Source organism: Paenibacillus endoradicis, from assembly GCF_024721975.1.
Window position 1 is genome coordinate 259,757 of the sequence record NZ_JANQBB010000008.1, and the last position, 22,915, is coordinate 282,671.

16 protein-coding genes and 2 pseudogenes are annotated in these 22,915 nt (G+C 36.1%); 13 read left to right on the forward strand and 5 right to left on the reverse strand.

The features are described from left to right. Positions 1 to 57 precede the first annotated feature (57 nt). The 9 genes and pseudogenes from NV377_RS23070 (at position 58) to NV377_RS23110 (ending at position 10,214) form a co-directional block, all read left to right on the forward strand. On the forward strand, positions 58 to 900 hold the full coding sequence (locus NV377_RS23070) for a sugar phosphate isomerase/epimerase family protein (protein WP_258203170.1): 843 nt from the start codon (positions 58 to 60) through the stop codon (positions 898 to 900). A gap of 88 nt (positions 901 to 988) precedes the next feature. Continuing rightward, positions 989 to 2,005, forward strand: a complete 1,017-nt coding sequence (locus NV377_RS23075; protein ID WP_258203171.1) for a Gfo/Idh/MocA family protein — start codon at positions 989 to 991, stop codon at positions 2,003 to 2,005. A 238-nt stretch (positions 2,006 to 2,243) separates the two neighbouring features. Further along, a pseudogene (locus tag NV377_RS26000) lies at positions 2,244 to 2,702 on the forward strand (protoglobin domain-containing protein); the annotation flags it as partial. A 93-nt stretch (positions 2,703 to 2,795) separates the two neighbouring features. After that, the gene (locus NV377_RS26005) at positions 2,796 to 3,242 is read left to right on the forward strand and encodes a methyl-accepting chemotaxis protein (protein ID WP_258203193.1); all 447 of its coding nucleotides are present in this window, start codon (positions 2,796 to 2,798) and stop codon (positions 3,240 to 3,242) included. A 188-nt stretch (positions 3,243 to 3,430) separates the two neighbouring features. Then, positions 3,431 to 4,366 carry a carbohydrate ABC transporter permease gene (locus NV377_RS23090; protein ID WP_258203172.1) on the forward strand — a complete coding sequence of 312 codons (936 nt, stop codon included), beginning with the start codon at positions 3,431 to 3,433 and terminating at the stop codon, positions 4,364 to 4,366. 11 nt (positions 4,367 to 4,377) lie between these two features. After that, complete coding sequence (locus NV377_RS23095) at positions 4,378 to 5,208, forward strand: carbohydrate ABC transporter permease (RefSeq protein WP_258203173.1); 831 nt, start codon at positions 4,378 to 4,380, stop codon at positions 5,206 to 5,208. Between the two features lie 33 nt (positions 5,209 to 5,241). Continuing rightward, entirely contained in the window at positions 5,242 to 6,612 is a 1,371-nt protein-coding gene (locus NV377_RS23100; protein ID WP_258203174.1) for an ABC transporter substrate-binding protein, read from the forward strand. Between the two features lie 226 nt (positions 6,613 to 6,838). Next, entirely contained in the window at positions 6,839 to 8,617 is a 1,779-nt protein-coding gene (locus tag NV377_RS23105; protein WP_258203175.1) for a sensor histidine kinase, read from the forward strand. Beyond that, complete coding sequence (locus NV377_RS23110) at positions 8,610 to 10,214, forward strand: response regulator transcription factor (protein WP_258203176.1); 1,605 nt, start codon at positions 8,610 to 8,612, stop codon at positions 10,212 to 10,214. The genes NV377_RS23105 and NV377_RS23110 overlap by 8 nt, the downstream gene beginning before the upstream one ends. Positions 10,215 to 10,396: 182 nt before the next feature. Here NV377_RS23110 and NV377_RS23115 read toward each other — a convergent pair whose 3' ends face one another. Continuing rightward, positions 10,397 to 10,768, reverse strand: a complete 372-nt coding sequence (locus tag NV377_RS23115; protein WP_258203177.1) for a hypothetical protein — start codon at positions 10,766 to 10,768, stop codon at positions 10,397 to 10,399. Positions 10,769 to 10,966: 198 nt separating this feature from the next. On the opposite strand from NV377_RS23115, the pseudogene NV377_RS23120 reads away from it, so the two are divergent. After that, a pseudogene (locus NV377_RS23120) lies at positions 10,967 to 11,383 on the forward strand (M48 family metallopeptidase); the annotation flags it as partial. A 4-nt stretch (positions 11,384 to 11,387) separates the two neighbouring features. On the opposite strand, the gene NV377_RS23125 reads toward NV377_RS23120, so the two are convergent. Both NV377_RS23125 and NV377_RS23130 read right to left on the reverse strand, forming a co-directional pair. Then, on the reverse strand, positions 11,388 to 12,245 hold the full coding sequence (locus NV377_RS23125; protein ID WP_258203178.1) for a lipoate--protein ligase family protein: 858 nt from the start codon (positions 12,243 to 12,245) through the stop codon (positions 11,388 to 11,390). 192 nt (positions 12,246 to 12,437) lie between these two features. Next, positions 12,438 to 13,823 carry an MATE family efflux transporter gene (locus tag NV377_RS23130; protein WP_258203179.1) on the reverse strand — a complete coding sequence of 462 codons (1,386 nt, stop codon included), beginning with the start codon at positions 13,821 to 13,823 and terminating at the stop codon, positions 12,438 to 12,440. A 253-nt stretch (positions 13,824 to 14,076) separates the two neighbouring features. Here NV377_RS23130 and NV377_RS23135 point away from each other — a divergent pair, with 253 nt between their 5' ends. Beyond that, positions 14,077 to 15,513, forward strand: a complete 1,437-nt coding sequence (locus NV377_RS23135; protein ID WP_258203180.1) for an S-layer homology domain-containing protein — start codon at positions 14,077 to 14,079, stop codon at positions 15,511 to 15,513. An 85-nt stretch (positions 15,514 to 15,598) separates the two neighbouring features. Here the strand turns inward: NV377_RS23135 and dhaK are convergent, their stop codons facing one another. Next, positions 15,599 to 17,371 (reverse strand): dihydroxyacetone kinase subunit DhaK, encoded by a 1,773-nt coding sequence (gene dhaK / locus NV377_RS23140; protein WP_258203181.1) that lies wholly within the window; start codon positions 17,369 to 17,371, stop codon positions 15,599 to 15,601. Positions 17,372 to 17,375: 4 nt separating this feature from the next. Then, the gene (locus tag NV377_RS23145) at positions 17,376 to 18,509 is read right to left on the reverse strand and encodes a glycerol dehydrogenase (protein ID WP_258203182.1); all 1,134 of its coding nucleotides are present in this window, start codon (positions 18,507 to 18,509) and stop codon (positions 17,376 to 17,378) included. Between the two features lie 209 nt (positions 18,510 to 18,718). Between NV377_RS23145 and NV377_RS23150 the strand changes: the two genes are divergently transcribed. Together NV377_RS23150 and NV377_RS23155 are read left to right on the forward strand one after the other, a co-directional pair. Then, positions 18,719 to 19,756, forward strand: a complete 1,038-nt coding sequence (locus NV377_RS23150) for a PocR ligand-binding domain-containing protein (protein ID WP_308860212.1) — start codon at positions 18,719 to 18,721, stop codon at positions 19,754 to 19,756. A 275-nt stretch (positions 19,757 to 20,031) separates the two neighbouring features. Continuing rightward, positions 20,032 to 22,915, forward strand: a 2,884-nt coding sequence (locus NV377_RS23155) for a cadherin-like beta sandwich domain-containing protein (RefSeq protein WP_258203183.1), incomplete at its 3' end; no start/stop codon positions are given.

Consider the following 22,915-nt stretch of genomic DNA (forward strand, 5'->3'; position numbering starts at 1 on the left):
ACTAACCTTTTTGTTTATACTCATAGGTAAGCAGATGTAAAAGGAGGAAGTAATATAATGAAAAAAGGTATTAATATTTGGTCCTTTCAAGAAGGCACGTCTATTGCAGATTGTATATCTCTAGCCAAAGATGCTGGTTTTGAGGGAATTGAATTATCACTTAATGAATCAGGTGAACTAGGACTACAAAGTACAGAAAAAGAGGTTCTTGAGATTCGCTCACTATTAGATGCAGCAGACCTTGAAATTTGCGGTTTAGCAACAGGCTTGTACTGGGATTATTCAATGACAAGTGAGTCAAATATCAAACGTGAAAAAGCGATAGACGTATGTAAGAAACAACTGGAGCTAGCTGCAGCATTTGGCGTTGATACTATTCTAGTTATTCCTGGTGCAGTCGGTGTTGATTTTATACCTGGTAGTGAAGTTGTCGAGTATGATCGCGCTTATGATCGAGCATTAGAGGCAATTAGTAAATTAGCAATTGATGCCCAAAGTAATGGCGTTAACATAGGGATTGAAAATGTATGGAATAAATTTCTACTGTCTCCGCTAGAGATGAGAACATTTATTGATGATATTGGTTCAGAATATGTAGGTTCGTACTTTGATGTCGGAAATACTGTGCATAATGGTTATCCAGAACATTGGATTAAAATACTAGGAAATCGCATTAAGAAAGTTCATTTTAAAGATTATCGACGTCAAGCTGGTGGATTACATGGCTTCGTTGATCTACTTGCAGGCGATGTGAACTATCCAGCTGTTATAGAGGCACTTCAAGACATTGGATATAACAACTATGTTACGGCGGAAATGATTCCACCTTATGCGCATCATGCCAATCAGATTATTTACAACACATCGGCTGCAATGGATGCCATTTTAGGCAGAAGGTAGCTACAAAAAGTTAGTTGACGCTTTCGAAGTAACTTTTTGTTATATAGAGGCGATTTAGTATGCTACAAAAAGTTTAGGAGGAATAGAAATGTTGAAAATTGGTTTAATCGGGTTTGGGTTTATGGGGAGAATGCATTTCGATAATTATGAGCGGTTAATGAATGAAGGTCATCCGATTCAATTGAGTGCAATTTGTGATATTCAAATCGAGCAACTAAAATCTTCAAAAGCAGAAGGTAATATGGCAACTGAGAAGGAAATCTATGATTTATCGCCATATCGACTCTATGAAAATATTGAAGATATGTTGGCAAATGAACAGCTAGATATGATAGATATTACGTTACCAACCTTTTTACACGCTGAACTTACTTGTAATCTCTTAGAACGTGGATATCATGTGTTTTGTGAAAAACCAGCCGCGAGAAATGCCGAGGACGCAAGATTAATGGCAGCGACAGCAAGCACACATGGTAAAAAGCTTATGATTGGTCAATGTTTACGTTTTTGGCCGGCTTATGAAATATTGAAAGAAAATGTAGATAGCGGTCGATTGGGGCAAGTCACGGGTGGATATTTCTTCAGAGGGTCTGAAGCACCAAAAGGTTGGTTTATGAATGGAGAGTTAAGCGGTGGATGCTTACTAGATATGCATATTCACGATACCGATATGATTCATTGGCTGTTTGGAAAACCTAATAAAGTATCTACATTGGGTCGTACAGTGGTTTCTACAAACGGATATGATATCGTATCTACGAATTATGTATATGCTGATGGGAAAGTCATTAATGCTCAAGCGGATTGGACACTTGAAGGAGATCATGGGTTCGAAATGACGTATCGAGTTAATTTTGAACAAGGCAATATGGTGTTTAAAAACGGAGCAGTACATATTAATCCTAATAGTGAGCCTGGTTATATTGCGGAACTTTCTCCTGATGCGGGCTATTATAGAGAACTACTTTATTTTACTAATGCTATTGTAAATGAAACTTCACTTGATACTTGCTCACCTGAAAGTGCAGCAGGAACAATGGAAATTATTGAAGCTGAATTGAAGTCTGCTGATCTAGGTGGTACATGGGTGGAAACCATTAAGTAGAACTGATTAAAGCATCTAAATATTAGAAAAACAAAGCGATTTATTTCTTACCTACGAATGCAAGTAGGAAGAGATAAATCGCTTATTTTATCGTGTATGAAACATTATCATATTGCTTATTCAAATTTCTAGGCTATAATTATCGTTAATTACTTTTTAACTTACTAGAGATTACACATATTATGATAGAGTAATTAATATTTAGGTATTATTTTACAGATGAGGAGGACAGCCATTTATGATTAATCTAGGGTCAAATCGACAAAAACAAATTAATTATATAGGTATTACTGAGAATGATTTGTGCTTATTACATAGCAAAGAGAAAGAATTTGAACTTATAGTAGACCAGCTTGTTGATGAGTTGTATAAACAAGTCGCAGCTGAACCCGAATTACGTGCGATTATTGAACAACATAGTACGTTGGATCGATTGAAAGAAACGCAACGATGGTATTTTCTTTCTTTAGCATCCGGTGTCATTGACGAAGCTTTCATTGATAAACGTTTGTTCATAGGGAAGGTTCATTCTCGAATTGGATTAACAACGAATTGGTATTTAGGAACATACGTTATTTATTTGGATATTGCAGTTGCTCTTTTTGAACAAATTCTCCCAAATGAATGGAAAAGCGTTATTCATGCATTAACGAAAATGTTTAATTTAGATTCGCAATTAGTTTTAGAAGCATACGAAGCAGATGAAAAAGCAAAAATAGAGTACCTACTGGAGAAACAAAATCATTTACTTACAGGGGTTAGTTCAGCAGTTCAAGAATTGGTAGCTTTAATGGTACAACTTAAAGATAGCAGCGAGTCAATTGAGGATGCTGTACATAAAAATGCTGATTATCAAGAGAAAACTCACCAAAACGTACTGTCCTTAGACAAAGAGGTGGAATCTATTCATCAGGTTGGTGAGATGATGAAGGAGGTAGCGGATCAAACGCATCTCTTAGGCTTAAACGCTGCCATAGAAGCAGCACGAGCAGGTGAATTCGGAAGAGGTTTTGAAGTTGTTGCGAACGAGGTTCGAAAATTAGCTCACCGTTCTAAGGATTCATTAGGTACTATTGAAGAGAGACTGGATAATATTCATTCAACGCTTACAAAGGTAAAGGGAGATTCCGAACATAACTCACTTTATTCCCAAAATCAAGTAGCAAGCTCGCAGGAGTTAGCTTCTTTTGTACAGTTGATTGAAAAAGTAACCGTTGAGTTAGATAATTTGAAGTGAGATCAACTAACTAATAACCTCTAATGATTAATTTCATTGGAGGTTATTTACTTTTTTATTCTATTGGAAGTAAAGTTCATAACCAAAATACGCAAAAAAATTTCGAAATAGAAAAAATAGTTTCATGTAATTGAAATCATCACTCCCTATAATGAAACCTATAGACGAACTACGAGAGGTGATCAAAAGTGAAAACTGTTCATGAAGTTGAAGTGAAACCAAAGATTGCTCGAAATAAACGTAGACTTTTGGTTGCAAGAGAAACTATGGCAGGATATTTATTCATTAGTCCGATGGTTCTATTAGCTACTGTTCTTACAATTATTCCTATTCTTTTATCGGGAGTTATTAGTTTCACTGATTGGAATTTCATTGCGGGATTAGATTCAATTAAATTCATTGGATTTGATAACTACGCAAAGATGTTCTCTGATGACGACTTTCTTAAATCATTAAATAATAATTTATTATTGATATTAGTTATTCCAGTTTCTCTGTTTATCTCATTAATTCTTGCAGTGCTAATAAATAATTCAACATACTTCAAAAGTTTTTTCAAAGTTATCTACTTTATGCCTTTTATATCTAGTTTCGTCGCAGTAGCAGTACTTTGGCGTGTATTGTTTCACCCGTCTAACGGTCCTATTAATAACTTCTTAATGTCAATCGGTATAAGTAATCCACCTGCATGGTTAGCTGATCCAAGCTTTTCATTAATCTCAGTGATGATTATTATGATTTGGGCGGGTGTAGGTTTTGAGATGATTATCTTTATGGCCGGACTTCAAAATATATCTAAAGATTTATATGAAGCGGCTGATATTGACGGTGCTTCAAAAGTAAGACAATTTTTCAAAATTACAATTCCTTTACTTTCTCCAACTACATTTTTCTTACTAATTACCGGTATAGTAGGTTCCTTCAAAGTATTTGATCTTATTATGATCTTAACAAATGGAGGGCCAGCGGGATCTACTTCAGTTATCGTATTCTACTTATATAAAGTAGCATTTATTCAATTGAAATCTGGATATGCATCTGCTATCGGCATTATGTTACTAATCATCATACTCGCTATTACGGTCATTCAATGGATTGGTCAGAAAAAATGGGTTAACTACTAGGGGGAAGGTCTATGCATACTTTGCGACTTAATCGAGTAATCGTTACGATATTAATGAGTTTTGCTGGAATTATATTCATTATGCCTTTTCTTTGGATGATCTCAGCTTCTATGAAACCAGAGTTAGATGTACTAGGTTATCCAATTCAATGGATTCCAAAACGCTGGAATGCAGGAGCGAATTATAATGAAGTATGGTTTGGAACACTACCGTTTACTACGTATTATTGGAATACAATTAAAATTACATTGCTCACTACACTGTTTTCAGTCATTATTTCATCCATGGCTGCTTATGGATTCACTAAAATACAATTCAAGGGAAGAGATATACTCTTTCTAATTATTTTATCAACATTTATGATTCCTAGTCAGGCAATCCTAGTTCCTCAATTTATTTTATATCGTTGGTTAGGATTATTTGATAGTCATACGGGATTAATATTGTTAGGAGCGTCTTCGGTACTATTAACGTTTTTGCTCAGACAATTTTACATGAGTGTTCATAATGAAATTATTGAATCCGCTAGAATGGATGGGGCAAATCACTGGACAATTTATACTCGAATTACATTGCCATTAGTGAAACCGGTGCTAGCAACTGTTATGATTCTTCGATTTATATGGACATGGAATGATTATCAGAACCCATTAATTTTCCTTCGTTCTGATCACTTATTCACGTTACAGCTTGGTATGACCAAATTCTCTGACGTGAATGGTGAGTTTTATTCCTTAATGATGGCAGGTGCAGTATCAGCCATTTTACCACTTTTAATTATCTTTATCATCGGCCAAAAGCAGGTTATTGAAGGTGTAGCTTCTGGCAGTGTTAAAGGATAGATGAACAGAAATAACAATTCAGGGGGAATGGTTATGATTAAGAAATGGTTATCTAGTTCATTACTTGTAGCAATGGTTGTTGTATTAATGGTAGGATGCTCTTCAAATGCAGGGAAAAATGCAGGAACAAATGCAGGAACAAATGCAGGGACGAATGCACCTAAGACAACTACAGAAAGTGGACAGACCACACTTAAAGTGTATACTTGGTACAATTTAGAAAATGAAAAGTTTGATGTAATAAAGACAGAATTTGAAAAAGCATACCCGGATATAAAAATTGAATATGTTTCGGCTGGAGATAACAACTCAAATGAACATGTCAAAAAAGTTGACTTGGCAGCTGCATCTAATGAAGATATGGACGTAATTATGTTCTCATCTCCAGCTCATTATGCTCAGCGTTTGGCACTAGGAATGTTGGAGCCGTTAGATGATTATTTGGCGAAAGATGGATTGAATTTTGAAGAAGAATATTCTGTAGATACTAAAGTCGATGGTAAATACTATGGATTGCCAGGAAAATCAGTTAATTTCTTCGTGGCAATTAATGAAAATCATCTTAAGGAGGCTAATCTTCCTGTACCAACCGATTGGACTTGGGATGAATTTTTAGATTATGCAGCAAAAATGACTAAGCTAGATGGTGAGAAGAAACGTTATGGAACATATTTTCACACATGGGTCAATCCTTATCTAATGTTAGCCAATTCCAATGAACCTAATAATAGCTACTTGGTAACGGATGACCATAAGTCTGCTAATATTGATACTGCTTCTATCCGCAAGTCATTAGAAATTCGTTTGCAAGCAGATCAAGACAAAATAGCTACACCATACGCTGAAGTCATTAGTCAAAAGTTGAATTATCGCCCACAATATTTTAACGAAGAAGCATCGATGATTCTTACAGGCACATTTATGATTCCAGAGGTAGGGGGCACAGATAAAGTACCTGCAACGTTCAAAACCGTATTTGCACCTTTACCAAAAAGTAATAAAGAAGATCACATTACATCAGATATTACTTCTGACTTAGTAACTGTATATAGCAAATCGAAAAATAAAGAAGCAGCATATACTTTTGTTCGTTGGTTTACAACAGAAGGACTTGTTGTTCAAGGTCGTAATATTCCATCTTGGAAAAAAGCGAATATGGAAGAAGTACTCGATACGATCATTGGCGCTACAAATAATCCTGAAATGATAGATAAAGAATCTGCTCTATATTTCTTTAATGAAAGTAACATGATCGCTAGACCTAATCCTCCTTCTTATACTGCGGAAGTAGAAGCTGTTTTACAAGATCAATTTGACTTAATGATGCTACAAGGTCAAAGTATAGATGATACGATTCAGAATGCTCAGCAAAAAATTCAAAAGATTGTTGATAGTTATCAATAGAAGCAATCCATAGTAGGCAAAGTACAAGAAGATAGAGCTCCATGATCTCTTGTACTTTGTCTTTTTGTGTAATTATCTATCAAATAATGAAAATATCTGAATAATAGATAAAATTATAATAAGAACAATTAAATTAATATAACTAAATGATATATAAATGATAAGATGATATTAAATTACTGAGGAATAGGGTTTGTTTGGAAATGATTTGAAGGAGGAATTATATATGATATGGGATGCATTCAAAAGAATGTCATTAAGAAATAAACTCATTTTAACTTCAATCTTGTGTATGATGGTCCCAACTATTATCATGCTTTATAATACGAGTTACTTCTCACAGAAAATCATTCAAGATCAAGCACTAGATAGAGCTAATCAATCACTTAGAATAGTTCAGAATCAACTTCATAATTTAATGGAAGAAATGATTCAAGTAACAAATCAAGTTCAATTTAATGAAGATATGCAGAGCTTACTTCATCAACCATCAAGTACAATTATTATGAGGGATGTAACGACTCAGCTTGAACGAGTTGCGAGCATTCGATCTGATATATATTTAACTTTATTAATGAAGGATGACAGATCTTTCTCAAATTACTCCTTCTATGAGGCAAATCCAGATCAGTTTCGAGAGGAAGAATGGTTTGATAATGCTACACAATTACGCCCGTATGAAACATTATATCTAGGTGTACGACCTAATTATATTAAATCAAAAATTGAGAGTGATCCCTATGTCATCATGACTGTGAGAGCGCTTACGGATTATAATGGGAAGCCTTTTGCGTATTTGATCGTGAGTCGGACGGAGAACACATTTAGTTCATTTATGGATCAGCTTTCTGAATCAACTTATCTGTTAGATGATAAACAGAAGATTATCGTTCAAGCTGATGATGAATTAATAGGGAAATCCTTTGATCGATTAATAACAGAGGAAACTTCAGAATCTTCAGGAGTTGCATATGTAGATGGTCAGAATCAAATCTATGTATCGATGCCATTAAAACTTGCTAATTGGAAATTAGTTAGTTTAGTACCTTATGAGCAATTTACTAATCGATTAGGATCTATATATAAGTCGGGAATTATGTTGCAAATGATTTTTATTGCTTTATTTTTGGCTATCCTTACGTACTTCCTCAATAGATTTACAAAGCCTATTAAAGCATTAAGTGTCGTGGCACTTAGAGTAGAAGCGGGAGATTTACATTATCGATCTAACGTGCGATCAGGCGATGAAGTGGGACGGTTAGGAAGAGCATTTGATAATATGCTAGATCGAATAACTGAGATGATTGAACAAGTGAAAGGTGAACAAAAACTTAAGAGACAAGCAGAACTTGCTATGCTACAAGTTCAAATCAATCCCCATTTCTTATTGAATGTATTAAATTCAATAAGAATGAAGTTGCTACTCAAAGAAAACAATGAGGAAGCAGAATTAGTTGGCTCATTATCGAAGCTACTACGGGCTACTTTAACAAGTCAGCAGGAGTATGTGTCCTTACGAACAGAGATTGATGTAACCGTCCAATATATGGAACTGATGGGATTCTCCACGCGCTATCCAATCGAGACTATCGTTGATATATCCAATGAGCTATATGGACTAATTGTTCCACGATTCATTTTGCAGCCTATTGTTGAAAATTGTTATAAGTATGGCTTTGTACGAAAAGGCGGTAACATAGTTATTACAGTTAAAATGGCAAATAATAATCTCACAATTACAATTGAAGATAATGGTAGGGGAATGAAACAAGATATTGTCGACAAGGTGAACAGTTCCTTAAAACAAAATCGTTATCAGATTACGAACAATCAACGAACAGATGATGGGAATACGACTGGAATTGGACTTATTAATGTATTTAATCGATTAAAATTAATATATGGAGAAAATTTACAAATGAAACTGAGTAGTATTGAACAGGAAGGGACGAAAGTCACTTTAGTTTTTCCTGCTGATGAATTGGAGGAGATACATCATGTTTAAAGCAATTATTGCTGACGATCAAATGCCAGTTCTAGATTATTTACAAGCGAAGTTACCATGGGAGCAATTAGAAATAGAGCTTTATTCAATATGTACTGACGGAGAAGAAGCTTACGAAGCGTGTAAGCAAGGAAAACCTGATATTTTGATTACTGATATTGGTATGCCTATTATGAATGGTTTAGAGCTTATTGAGAAAGCAAAGGAATTGAATCCTGCATTAAAAACAATTATTCTATCATGTCATGAAGAATTTCATTTTGCACAACAGGCAGTTAAGTTAAATGTAAATGATTATATATTGAAAGAAACGATGAGAAGTGAACAACTCTCTGAAATATTGCAGAGCATGGTATCACAACTGAAGAAAGAAAGAGATTTGAAAAGCCAACAACAGCAAATGCAAAATGTAATAACAGAAGGTAATTCAACGTTGAAAACAATCTATCTAAAATCACTTATTGATTTGCCGATATGGAATGAAGAAGAATGGGTGAATCGTGCTGAGAATTTTGGAATACAGTTACGAACAGGGCAGAGTTATTTACCAGTTCTTTGCGTGTTAGAACGTTTCGAAGAACTAGAATTACGATTTGGTGGTGCTAGACAATTGCAATTTGTTGTTGAGAATGCACTTCATGAGGCAATTAAGCTTGAGCATCATATCGTTATATCACTAAATGAAAAAACATATCTACTTCTATACGCTTATTCTAATTCGATTAAAATGAATACTAAGGAATTAATCTCACAAGATATTATTCATGTTCAACAATCACTTCGTAACCATATGAAGATGAAGACATCTTACTTTGTAGGAAATTCCTTTGATTCGATTATAGCTTTCAAAAAACATGCATCTGAAATTATTAATATCCATACTCAGCATTTTTATAGTGGGGAATTGAGTATTCAGAAATATAAGATACCAGATATCACTCATGCTGAACTATTTACGAAATATGCTGAAGCAGTGGATGATATAAGAAGTGCTATTCAATCTAATGAATTAGAGTTACTTGATCAAACATTACGTAAGTGGAACTCGCATCTCCATGAGCAAAAATATCCAATTGATATGATACGTGGTTGGGTATTGAAAATTGTAACAGATGTAGAGCTGAAATATTCCGTCATGCAGCATTTCTTAACGAATTTTAGTGTGGAACGAATCCAGAAGAAAATATATGCTATTGATACAATGGAATACTTATTTACTTGGCTACATCTTCACTTACTAGATAAGATGGAAGATTATCATCAAAGTAAACATTTGGTTATCCGAAAAGAGATTGCAGAGGCGCAACATTACATTATGAATCATCTAGGTGAAAAGATAAGCATGGATGAAATGGCAAAGCGTCTTCATCTTAATGCAACACATTTCAGTCGCATATTCAAAAAAGAAACAGGAGAAACGTTTGTAGAATATGTGAATAAGAGAAAGATGGAAAAAGCTAAAGAACTACTAGATCGTTCAAGTCAAAGTGTAGATCAAATTGCGCAAGAGCTAGCTTATGATAACACTAGCTATTTCAATAAAGTATTCCGATCTTACTCGGGAATGTCCGCTAATGAATACCGAAAAAGAATTTGAGTCAATGTAACAGTATTAGTCTCAATAAAGATATGCAATCATAAAATTCGTTCTGGAAACATATGCAGCAGATGAAAAAGCTAAAATGGACAGAGGGATTGTTGCATAACAAAAAGGAAGTTCCAAAATCAAAAGGAACTTCCTTTTCTATTTATATGTATCGCATTTATGCTTATAGTAGTCTATAATTTCAACAGATGATTGTTTTCTAATAGATGATATCGTTGATTAATAGCGTTTTGGTTCAAACGAAGGTCATCAATATATGCTGAGATTCGCAATTGTAACTTTTGAACAATTTCTATTTGCATATCATTAATGCGGTCTTCTATGCAAAAAGCTGAACAAGTAAGAAAACCATTAGTATAGGACTTCGATTCATCAATAATTGTATGTAATTTTTCTTTATAGATTCGCTTTACAGCGCCGTTTTCAGGTTTGATCTCGTAATAACGATTAGTCTCGATAAGCAATTTCCAAAGGCTAATTTTGATATCAAACTCGCCTTCTCTTATTTCCCCTGTTACTTTAACTAAGTTTTTGTGACTATTCATGATGCTTATTTGATCCTCCTGAAAACTCGTACTTTTGATGAATAATACGATGTTTAAAATATTACTTATATTCTTATATGTGGGAATTATAGCATATAAATAATTCGTTTCCCACTGGAATTTGTCATAAACTTATTCAATACACCGACAAAATGAAAGCACACTACAGATCATTAAGAGATTGGAATGATGAGAATGAAATTTCTACATTTGGGTAAATATTACGCCATGGATGAGCTAATAGATACTAAAGATTTGAAAGAGGAACAGCTTAACATTAATCTTAAAAAATTCTATTTTGCAAGCTGTAAGCAGATTGTTACAGAGCGAATAAAAATATATGAACAGCAGTTAAAAGTGAAAGCTAAAAGTGTTCAGATTGTAGAATCGAAAACCAAATGGGGCAGTTGCAGCTCAGATAAGAAATTAACATTCAATTATCGTTTGGCAATGGCACCAATTGAGGTGATCGATTATGTTATAATCCATGAACTGTGCCATCTTACTCATATGAATCATGACCGCTCATTTTGGAGACGGGTAGGAAGCATTATGCGTGATTACAAAGAGAAAGAGCAGTTTCTGGCGCAATATGGTCATCATATGACGTTTTAACGATCTAACTCACACTATATCTTTTACGTAACTTCTCAGCTACTGCTCGAATCGTCTCTGGATAAGGAAGCATAGTTGGAGAATATACTTGCTTATCTCTATTCAAGCTCATTGAAGCAGTCAAATTTACTTGAGTAAGTGTACGTTTAATTGCATCGATGAAAATGCGGTTAGCATCTTTACCTAAATGAGCAAGTTCTTCAAGGCTACCGGTACTCTCATCAGTTACGTGAGGATAATTATCTAATGAAGAGTCAAAAGCAGCCAAATCATAAAAATGCCTTACTAATTGTGTGCGCGCTGATCCACATCCACTAGTAATAACAAATGCTTGCACGCTGTATGCATGTAATTGTCGTCGTTGTGCTATGCCGCAAAATTTACGTCCGTTGATACTTAAATCATAATCACCGGGGCAAAATGCACCTTGAATTTCACCTTTATCTACAGATAGCCCGGTAAAGGATAACGCTTCACAAATAAGCTCGTACATTTTTTCAAAGTCTTGGTGAAAATGAGTATTAGTTGATGTAGCTTTCGGGAAGATGAGAGAAAGATTAATCGTTCCAAGATCGAGTGGCACTGCAGCCCCACCTGAATTACGAATGACAGGAATATAATCTTTCGACTCAAGCCACTCCATTGCACTTGTGACATCTGGTAAACGACTGTCACGTTGTCCTAATATAAAAGCATTAGGGTGCCTCCATAGATGGCAAAAGCTTGCTCCACTAACATGAGCTTGTTTGCATAAAAGTTCATCTAGTGCAAAAGAATATAGTGGATCGGCTTCTGTTAACTCTTCAGTACGATCGATAATTTGTATGGAATTGGCCCAGGTCAAAGTTTGTTCATTAAGCATGTCATAACCCCTTTGTTAGGTTTGCAAGTTACTTCATAATTATAAATCAATCCAACAATAAAATCTTATTTAATTGTTGGATTGATACCATTGGAAATGAGATTTAAGTATTGCTGTAGTAAAAATATGAATTTTATTCTAACAAAAAGGGTCTGACTCAATTTGAGTCAGACCCTTTCAATTTAATTTATACTAATGTTCTGAGGGCTTAACAAGTGCATGTTTTTCCCATTTTCTACTTTTCCATCTCATTGACATAATAACGGCCCTTGCCCATTCATCGGCAGCTATCGCTAGCCAAATACCTGCAAGACCTAGATCAAGATGGAACACAAACCAATAACCGAGAGGTAAGCTCATGCCGACCATCGTAAACATGCCGACCCAAAGTGGAAACTTGGCATCACCAGATGCTCTTAATGAATTTATTAATATAATATTAATCGTTCTTCCTGTTTCTAGCACGACACTAAGCAGTAATACATTAGCACCAAGTTTAATGATATCCTGATTTTCTGTGAACATAGACATTAACGGGAATCGGAATACCATGACGACTACAACCATAACTAATGTAGCGATACTTGCATAGACGACACTTTTCCATACCCTTCTGTAAGCATCATCTTGGCGTCCTGCTCCGATAAATCGACCGATAATAATGGAAGTACCGGTTCCAATGGCGAATGCAAATAAGTAGATAAACATAGAAATGTTACCTGCATATTGTTTTGCTGCCATTGATGCTTCGCCTAAGTGAGTAACATAATAAAGGAAAACAATTTGACAAGATTGATACATAACCTGCTCAAGAGCAGAAGGTATACCGATACTTAATATTTTGGAAATATAGGCTTTTGATAATGAGAAATAATGATTGAATTCAATTCGTACTTCCATAACACGGTACAGTAACCAGAAGAATACGATAATAGCTAATCCACGACTTAATACGGAAGATATAGCTGCGCCTTGTACTCCAAGTTCAGGCATGCCGAAATGTCCGAATATTAATGCGTAGTTGGCAATAATATGAACAATATTCATTCCAAGTGATACGTACATTGCTTGCTTCGTATAGCCATGTACACGAATAATAGCGGCAAGAGAGTTAATAATTGCTTGCAGGAAAATACCGCCACCGACAATATTAAGATATTTCTGGGCATTGTCGAGTATTTCACCCTGTAGGTTTAGGGTCGTTAGCAAATGTTGTCCCATCGTTATAAATCCGATACTAATGATTAGACCGACGATCAGATTAAGTGTAACGGCAAGAGCTGAAATTCTTGAAGCTTCCAAAAATCTACGTGATCCAATATATTGAGCAATGACGATTGAAGCTCCGTTACCGATAACTTCGAGAATGAGAATCGCAATATGAAGAAATTGGTTTGCTGCTCCTACTCCAGATACTGCGTTATCTGATATTTCACTGAGCATTAGAGTATCTACAATACCCATCAGCATAAATAGGAAAATTTCTAGAAAAATTGGCCATGTCAAGTAAAATAGATTGAACTCTTTATTGTTCTTATCTTTTTTTACATTTATTGGCTTGGTGTTGTCTGTTGTCATAGATAACCTCGTTTCCTTCTGCAATCAATAAGCCAAGAGGTATCGTAGCATATTTAAGTATCTATTTCATCAATAAATGATAGATTAATAGAAAAAAAATAATGTTTATATTATTAATAGCAATTGAGTAGATAAATGGAACAAATTACGATAAGAATGAACGGTTATCGTTAGTTTCATTACTTATAAATGATGAACTAATAAAAAGGAAATTTCGTATAAATATTGAAGTTATATTAAACGAGGAAAAGATATGAAATTATGTGATTTAATAGAGAAGTTGTACGTGGAGGCTGATGAATTGGAAAAGAAGATGTTCAATAAAATATTTACTCTAATGCTAGTGTTCATTATTGTTACTGGTGTTATGCCAAGCTTAGGGATGGGAGAGAGTGATGTATACGCAGCTAGTCCAGAACCAACGATCATGAGTCAAACAAGCAATATGATGGTAGGTGCGGGAAGTAATGCCACATTCTCATTAACGACCTCGAATACGAATGATAACGGACAATCGGTATTAACGATAGCTTTCGACCAAAAGAAAATAGAAGAGTATTATGCAACATTAGAAAATGACTCAGTTATCACTATTTCTGTAGCTAATGAGTCAGATGTTTATAATGTTGAACTGAATGGTCAGATTGTGAAAGATTTGAAAAATAAGCGAATCGTACTTGAGTTCATTACAGAAGATGGAATATACACACTACCCCTTGAAGAGATTGACATTGATGCTATCGCTCAACAGATTGGAAAATCAATCACTTTATCAAATATCAAGCTGCAAATCGAGATCGCAAATCTGACAGCAGATGAGTTGAATAATGTTGAACAAGCAGCGACAGAAGGTGGATTTACGCTTGTTACAGCACCAATCCATTTCACAGTTAGAGCTACTCATGGTAATAGAACGATTGATATCACAACATTTAATGATTATGTAGAACGTGCGATTGCACTTCCTTCTGGAGTGAATGCCAACTACGCTACGACAGCTGTTGTTATTGACCCAAGCAGGAAAGTTTATCACGTACCGACAAAGGTAGAATTAATTAACGGTAAGTATTACGCAGTTATTAATAGTGTAACGAATAGCATGTACGCTGTAATAAGCAATCAACTACTATTTGAAGATATGAGCAACCATTGGGCGAAAAATGCAGTTAATAATCTAGGATCTCGCTTGGTCATCGACGGAATAGGCAACAGCATGTTCAATCCAGACCAAGATATTACACGAGGTGAATTTGCAGCTATCATGGTTCGAGGTTTAGGATTGAAATTAGATGATAGCATTAGCGCCTTTTCGGATGTAACAGAGTCGGACTGGTATAACAGTGCTATTCAAACAGCACTTATTCATCAATTAATTACTGGATTTAATGATGCAAGTTTCAGGCCGAACACTAAAATTACGCGTGAAGAAGCAATGGTCATTACTGCAAGAGCAATGAAGATCACGAATTTGAAAGAAAAACTTAACGAACAACCAGCGGATACGTCACTTGGGCAGTTTTTAGATGCAGACGAAGTTTCTACTTGGGCAGTAAGTAGTATTGTTGATAGCATTCAGGCTGGTATTGTTTCAGGAAGAACCACTACGAAACTTGCTCCTAAAGGAAACATGACGCGAGCAGAAGTTGCAACGATTATAGAACGTCTATTGCAAAAGTCTGACCTAATCTAACACACATAGTAAGTTGCATAATAGCTCAAAATAAAAGGAATGAGCTCTAAGTTGATCAAAGCTCATTCCTTTTTGTGTTGTTAATCTATTGTACTGTCTCATTCATTACATGAGCGAGATTCGTAAAGATAACGCCAAGTCCATGAGCGCCTGCATCTGGATAACCAATGCTGCGTTCGCCAACAGTACCAGCACGACCCATTCGAGCAACAATAGCTTCCGTTTGCTTAGCACCTTGAACAGCAGCTTCAGCAGCTTTTAGTGATGCAGCCTTAATACTTTCTCCATCGTTGGCACATTGTTCCCATGTATCAGCATATGGAACTAATGCATCGATTAATGTTTTATCACCGACAACAGCACCTCTACCGAATGAACGCTCACCAGTATCTTGAATTCCTTTCACAGCTGCTTGCATTAAGCCTGCAACTTCATGAATGGATAGCGATTGTTTATCGCCAGCGTACTTGCTTGCCGCACGAAACGCAGAACCCCAGATCGGGCCTGATGCCCCGCCACAATGTTCCATAATGATCATGGAACATGCATCTAAGAACTCACCGATATTGGAGGAGTGATTGGTAGTAATCTCTTTCCATTCGGATTTCAATTGTTTGAATCCTTTAGCAACACTCATACCAAAGTCTCCATCGCCCGCATGCGCATCTAACTCACAAAATGGTACTTCATTCTCAATAATTACTTCACTCATCTGATCAACTAAATACATCATATTGTTCAGAGATAGCTCATTATTAGATATTACCGCGTAAGCAGCATTAGTTTCATTCTTGTAAGAAACAACATTCTCCGTTGTTTCACCGTGAACTACTTCTGTGAAAGGAACGGGTTCAAATTCATCTTGAATGACAAGTGCAGGTGTATTACATGGTTCAGCAAGCCATTTCTTAAGTGTATCATCAAGTTTCATGATCGTAACGGATGCACCAGTCATATCAATGCTTGTCATATAATTTCCAACAAACGCTTTATAAATGATTTTGTTTTTACCTGCTAGTTCACGACTAACAGAGTTGTTCAGTAAGTAAAGTTCTTGTAAAGGTGTACCACCAAACCCATTAATCATAACGACAACTTCTTCATTTGTATCATTGTCTATATTAAGGTTGTTTAATAGTGAAGTAACGGTACGCTCGGCTAATTGATCAGCTGAAATGACCGCTTCGCGCTTAATGCCAGGCTCACCATGAATACCAACACCATACTCCATCTCATTGTCGGCAATTTGGAAGGTTGGTGTACCTTTAGCAGGAACGGTACAAGAAGTAAAAGCGAATCCAATACTTCTAATATTAGCAATCGCTTGTTGCGCAATTTCTTTCACTTCAGCTAGTGGTAAGCCTGCCTCAGCAGCAGCTCCAGCAATTTTGTGAACAAGAACGGTACCAGCTACACCACGTTTTCCGACAGTATAGAGACTATCTTCAACAGCAATATCGTCATCAACAATGACGTAGTCCACTTGAATACCATCTTCACTTGCAAGGTGAGCGGCATTTTTGAAATTCATAATGTCGCCGCTATAGTTTTTAATAACAAGTAGCGTTCCCTTATTACTTGCGGAGTTACGAATCGCTTGATAAAGCTGAATTTGAGAAGGTGAAGCGAATACGTCACCACATACTGCAACATCTAGCATACCTTTTCCGACAAATCCAGCATGAGCTGGTTCATGACCACTGCCGCCGCCACTAATTAGCGTTACTTTATTCGTGTTAATTTGTTTTTTTGAAATGATTTTATATTTACTATTAAACGCTAGATGGGGATGTGCTAACACAATCCCGTTACACATCTCACGGACAAGCGTTTCAGGTTGATTCATAATTTTTTTCATTATATTATTCCTTTCCTGACTTGAATTGGCGACCAAGTTGATCAGCAACCATAATTGCAGCTGCTACAGCTTCTACTGTAATTGGGAAGGGCATAGAGTGAATAGACTCTTCTGGAATACAAGCTTTACGAGCAACATTCATTAATTCTTCGTGGGTTACGGAATCTACGCCGATATCAGCAAGGCATATAGGAAGACCGATGGATTTGCAGAATGTAAGTACTTCGTCAATTTCAATTTGATCTGCATTCTCAAGCACTAATTGTGCAATGGTGCTGAATGCTACTTTTTCACCGTGGAAGTAATGATGCGTACCTTCAAGTTCAGTTAATCCATTATGAATAGCATGAATAGCTGCTAAGCCACCACTTTCAAATCCAAGTCCTGAAAGTAAAATGTTTGTTTCGATAATATTTTCTAAAGCAGGAGTAACCACATTCATATCACAAGCAATTTTAGCTTGAAGTCCATCTTCTAGTAGTGTCTCATAGCATAATTTTGCTAAAGCTGATGCCGCTTTTGTACCTTTAGCTGGGCCACCAATTCCTTCACGAACACCGCAAGGTAATCCCGCATTGACGTTAGAATAAGAATTTGCTGTTGCTCTTGCTTCAAAATATGTGGAAAGTGCATCACCCATTCCTGATACTAGAAATCTTGTTGGTGCATTAGCAATAATTGTAGTATCAATCATAACTACGCTTGGGCTTTGCTTGAAGTATGCATAATCATCAAATGCACCATCTGGAGTATATAGAACCGCCGAGTGACTTGTCGGAGCATCTGTAGCAGCGATCGTAGGCACAATAATAAGAGCTTCGCCTTCAGCTACACATTTGGCTGTATCGATCGCTTTACCACCGCCTAATCCGACCGTACAAGCACAGTTATGTTCCTTCGCTAAAGCTTGTAATCTTGCTACTTCTTGTCTTGAGCATTCCCCTTGGAAACCGCTTTCAACGAGCTTGATTTTGAATTGATTACTTGTTGCCTCTAATTGCTCTTTCACACGGGCTACATCTGATGGATGTGCAATTAACAATGCTGAATCTCCGAATGTTTGCACAAAATAACCTAAGTTTAGTAATTCGTTCTCACCTTGTACATATTTTGTTGGACTAATAAATGCTCTTCTCATATTAATATCCTCCCATTGTAACAATCAATTTACACTAATTATAGATGTCTATATCGTATTAGTCATGACATGTTCATCTCTATTTAAAGTAGTATTATGTCGTAAATTCTTGTTTTTATGCGCTAATATCGTAATATCTTGTCCTCCTTGCGAAAGTTTTAGTATAATAAGAGAATGAGAAGATAAAATTATATAATGGAGTGTAGTTTATGATGTCACAATCACTATTTGATTCAGAACATACGATTGACTTGAATAAATGGCATAAGCTCCAAGATTCACTTTCTCTCGTGACTAAAATGGCGATTATATTAGTGGACTATAAAGGAGTACCTGTCACGAAACATAGTCATTGCCAATCATTTTGTCAAGGTGTGAGACAAGATGCTAATCTATCGAAATATTGCCAGAAATGTGATTCCCATGCTGGTTTAGAAGCAGCTCGAATGAATAAGCCTTATATATACTTATGTCATTTCAATATTGTAGATATTGCGATCCCGATTATATTTAACAATCAATATATCGGGGCGATAATGGCAGGACAAATTAAACTGCGTGATGAAGCAACATCACCACTTGAACAGATTATATCTCGTCCGGCACATTTAGATGATTTAGATAAGCTACCAATTAATAAAGAACATTATAATAACTTACCAATTTTATCTTATGAAGAAGTCGAATCGATTGCCGATATGTTATTTCATATGTCGACATATATCGTAGGTGAGATGATTCACAAAAATGTGGCGATAGATATGTACAAAAATGCACTTTCAGGCGAAATTGATCAATCGACATTGGAAACATTGAAAGATCGTAGTCTTCAAGCATTTCAAGAAGGGTTATCTAGTGCATTACGTGAGAAGGAAGGGAAACAGTCGCAAACAATTGCCTCTTCCCATTCCGTACTTCAACCAGCATTAGATTATATATATACCCATAAAAACGAAAATTACACATTACAAGAGATGGCTTTGATTTGTCATATTAGCTCTAGCTACTTTAGTAGACTATTTACGCGGGAAATGGGCGAAAACTTCACAATGTTTGTGGCAAAGCTTAAAATAGAATGGTCGAAAGAACTTATAACTACTACTAACTTATCTATTACGCAAATTGGTGAACAGCTTGGGTATTGTGATGCGGGATATTTTATAAAGACATTCAAGAAATTTGAAAGTGTAACGCCTGCGGTATATCGGGAAATTATTACGCAAAAAAAGATTGCCGCAAAAAAATAATAGTGCAGGTTCAAAAAGCCGCATTCGAAAGCCAGCTACCACTAATAGAAAACAATAGTTCCATAGAACATCTGAAAACCGTCCCAAGTGATCGAGAAATAACGATCACTTGGGACGGTTTTTTATTTTTCCTAGAAAAACTGCTCCAAATTAAAAAAAAAGATGATTTTTACGCAAAAACCTACCCATATGGGTAGGCGTAATTTTAGTAAAAGCACTATAAAATTAAAGGAGTAGTCTATTTAAGAAAATAATGAGTATTAGAGGAGAAAAAGATGAGGAAATTAGGAAGAAAAGTAACTGTAATTCTGCTAGCGATGACGATGTTGTTAAGTACTACACAGCAAATAGCAATATTGGGAAATCATAAGGTGTCAGCTGCTCAACTAGACTTTGCTGGTGGGACTGGAACTCAATCTGATCCATATCAAATTTCTAACGCCGATCAATTGAACGCTGTTCGTAATTATTTAGGCGCTGGTATTTATTTTGAATTGACTAATGATATAGACTTAAGTAGCTATGTAACGAGCAACGGAGGACAAGGTTGGTCTCCGATAGGTAATATCAGTGGTTATTTTAAGGGGAATTTTTACGGAGATGGATATACCATTAGTAATTTGTATATTAATAGACCTACTACAGATTTACAGGGATTATTCGGAATAATTGATTACTCAGCATTGATAAGTGACATTAATCTTATTGATGTAAATATTAAAGGAATGAATAGTACAGCTAGTCTAGTAGGACAGAATAATGGTACTGTGAATGCAGTTACCGCTACAGGCAAAGCTTCAGGTAGTAGTTTTGTCGGAGGTTTGGTTGGTAGAAACTACGGAGGTAAGGTTCTTAGTAGTAGTGCTAATGTCAATATAAGTAGTACAGGGTATTATATAGGCGGTTTGATCGGTTATGGTGATAGTGGAGTAATTAATAATAATTACGCTACTGGCAACGTGTCCGGAATAATGTATATAGGCGGTTTAATCGGTTTGGCTACTACTAATAACGCATTTGATAAAAACTATGCTACTGGCAACGTGGATGGTTCTAATGAGGTAGGCGGATTAATTGGAAATAGTAATAATATTGTTACAAACAGCTTTGCACTAGGAAATGTTACCGGTTCCAATAGTGTAGGTGGTTTAATAGGAAACAATCTACAAGTGTTGATTAATAGTTATGCGACAGGTAAGGTAACTGGCAATAGTGGCACAGGCGGATTGATTGGTATTTCAAGTAATGGTATTACTATAAGCAACGGTTTCTACAATGAGGAAACAACAGGTCAATCTGATAGTGGTAAAGGTGAATCAGTCTCCACGGCAGAAATGCAAGTAGCAGCAACCTACACGAATTGGACCTTCGATGCTAATGTTTGGACGATAGACCCTTTACATAATAATGGATATCCTTATTTGAGCCAATTGCCTGTCCCTGAGCATGTCATCTATTCAGGAAATGGCAATACGGGTGGTACAGTTCCAACAACTAAAATTTATACGCAAGATCAAGAAATAATAGTAGATGATAATAGTGGGGAATTATCCAAACTAGGCTACACGTTCTTTGGTTGGAATACAGAACCAGACGGTAGAGGAGATACTTATGAACCAGGAGATTTATATATTGTAGGAGCAGATGTAACCTTCTATGCAGCGTGGTTACAAGATCCTCCAGTTCTAACAGCTGATACGACGGATAACGATGTTATAAATGATATAGAAATTACATTCGCTGATGATCCAACATGGAGAGAAGAGATTACAGACATTGTTGCTGATGGGGATACATTGAGTGAAGAAGATTACTCGATAGAAGCAGGTAAGATTACACTATTTTCTAACGTTTTATCAGCTGCTACCTATAAGATCGTAGTAGTTGCGGAAGGATATACAGATGCAACGGTGCAACAGATCATTCTTTCAAATCTTAATCTAAGTAACTTATTATTAAGTAGTGGTGCATTAAACGAGACATTTACAAGTAGCAAGTCAAGTTATACGCAAGAAGTAGTGTATGGAAAGACCAGTCTAACGGTGACTCCTACAGTAGAGAACTCAGCAACCATAGTGAAAGTATCTGTGAATGACGAAGATAGTGAGATTGTAACTAGCGGTGAAGAAAGTGCTGATCTTCCGCTTAAAGTAGGAGCAAATACGATTACAGTTATCGTAACGGATGAGAATGAGTTTTCTAAGGAGTATACGGTTGTCGTGACTCGTGGCGAAGCAAATCTTAATCTAAGTAACTTAGCATTAAGCAGTGGTACATTGAATGAGGCATTTACAAGTAGCAAGACAAGTTATACGCAAGAAGTAGCGTATGGAAAGACCAGTCTAACGGTGACTCCTACAGCACTAGAACCAACGGCAATAGTGGAAGTCTCTGTGAATGACGAAGACAGTGAGATTGTTAAAACTGGAGAAGCAAGTAATGTACTTCCGCTTATAGTAGGAGAAAATACGATAACAGTAACGGTAACGGTTGGGAATAAGCCATCTAAGATGTATACGGTTGTCGTAACACGTGGCGAAGCAAGTCTTGATCTAAGTAATCTAGTATTAAGTAGTGGTGCATTGAATAAGACATTTACAGGATTAGAGACAAATTATACGCAAGATGTATCCAATGGAGTATCTAGTCTTACTGTTACTCCTACAGTAGTCGAACCAACAGCAGTAGTAAAAGTCTCTGTGAATGGTGAAGCAAGTACGATCGTAGCAAGTGGTGCTGCAAGTGCTACGCTTCCACTTAAAGTAGGAGCAAATACGATTACAATAACGGTAACAGTGGGGAATGAATTGTCTAAGGTGTACACGGTAGTCGTGACGCGTAAGGCAGCGTCTAGCGGCAATGGTGGATCAACACCGATCATTGATCCGAATGTAACCTCATCCAATGGTAAGATAACGATTCCAACAGGGAGTACAGGAACGGTTACGTTAGACAATGAAGTAACGGTTGCTATACCAGTGAATGCTACGAACAACGATGTAACGATTACGATAGAAAAATTACTTGAAACGAACAACCTTCTAGCTAATGATGAACTGCTAGCTAGTCATGTATTTGAGATACTGAAAAACTTCCCGGAAAATTTCAGTAAACCAGCTACACTCACATTCATGTTTGATCCAAATAAAGTAGGCAGTG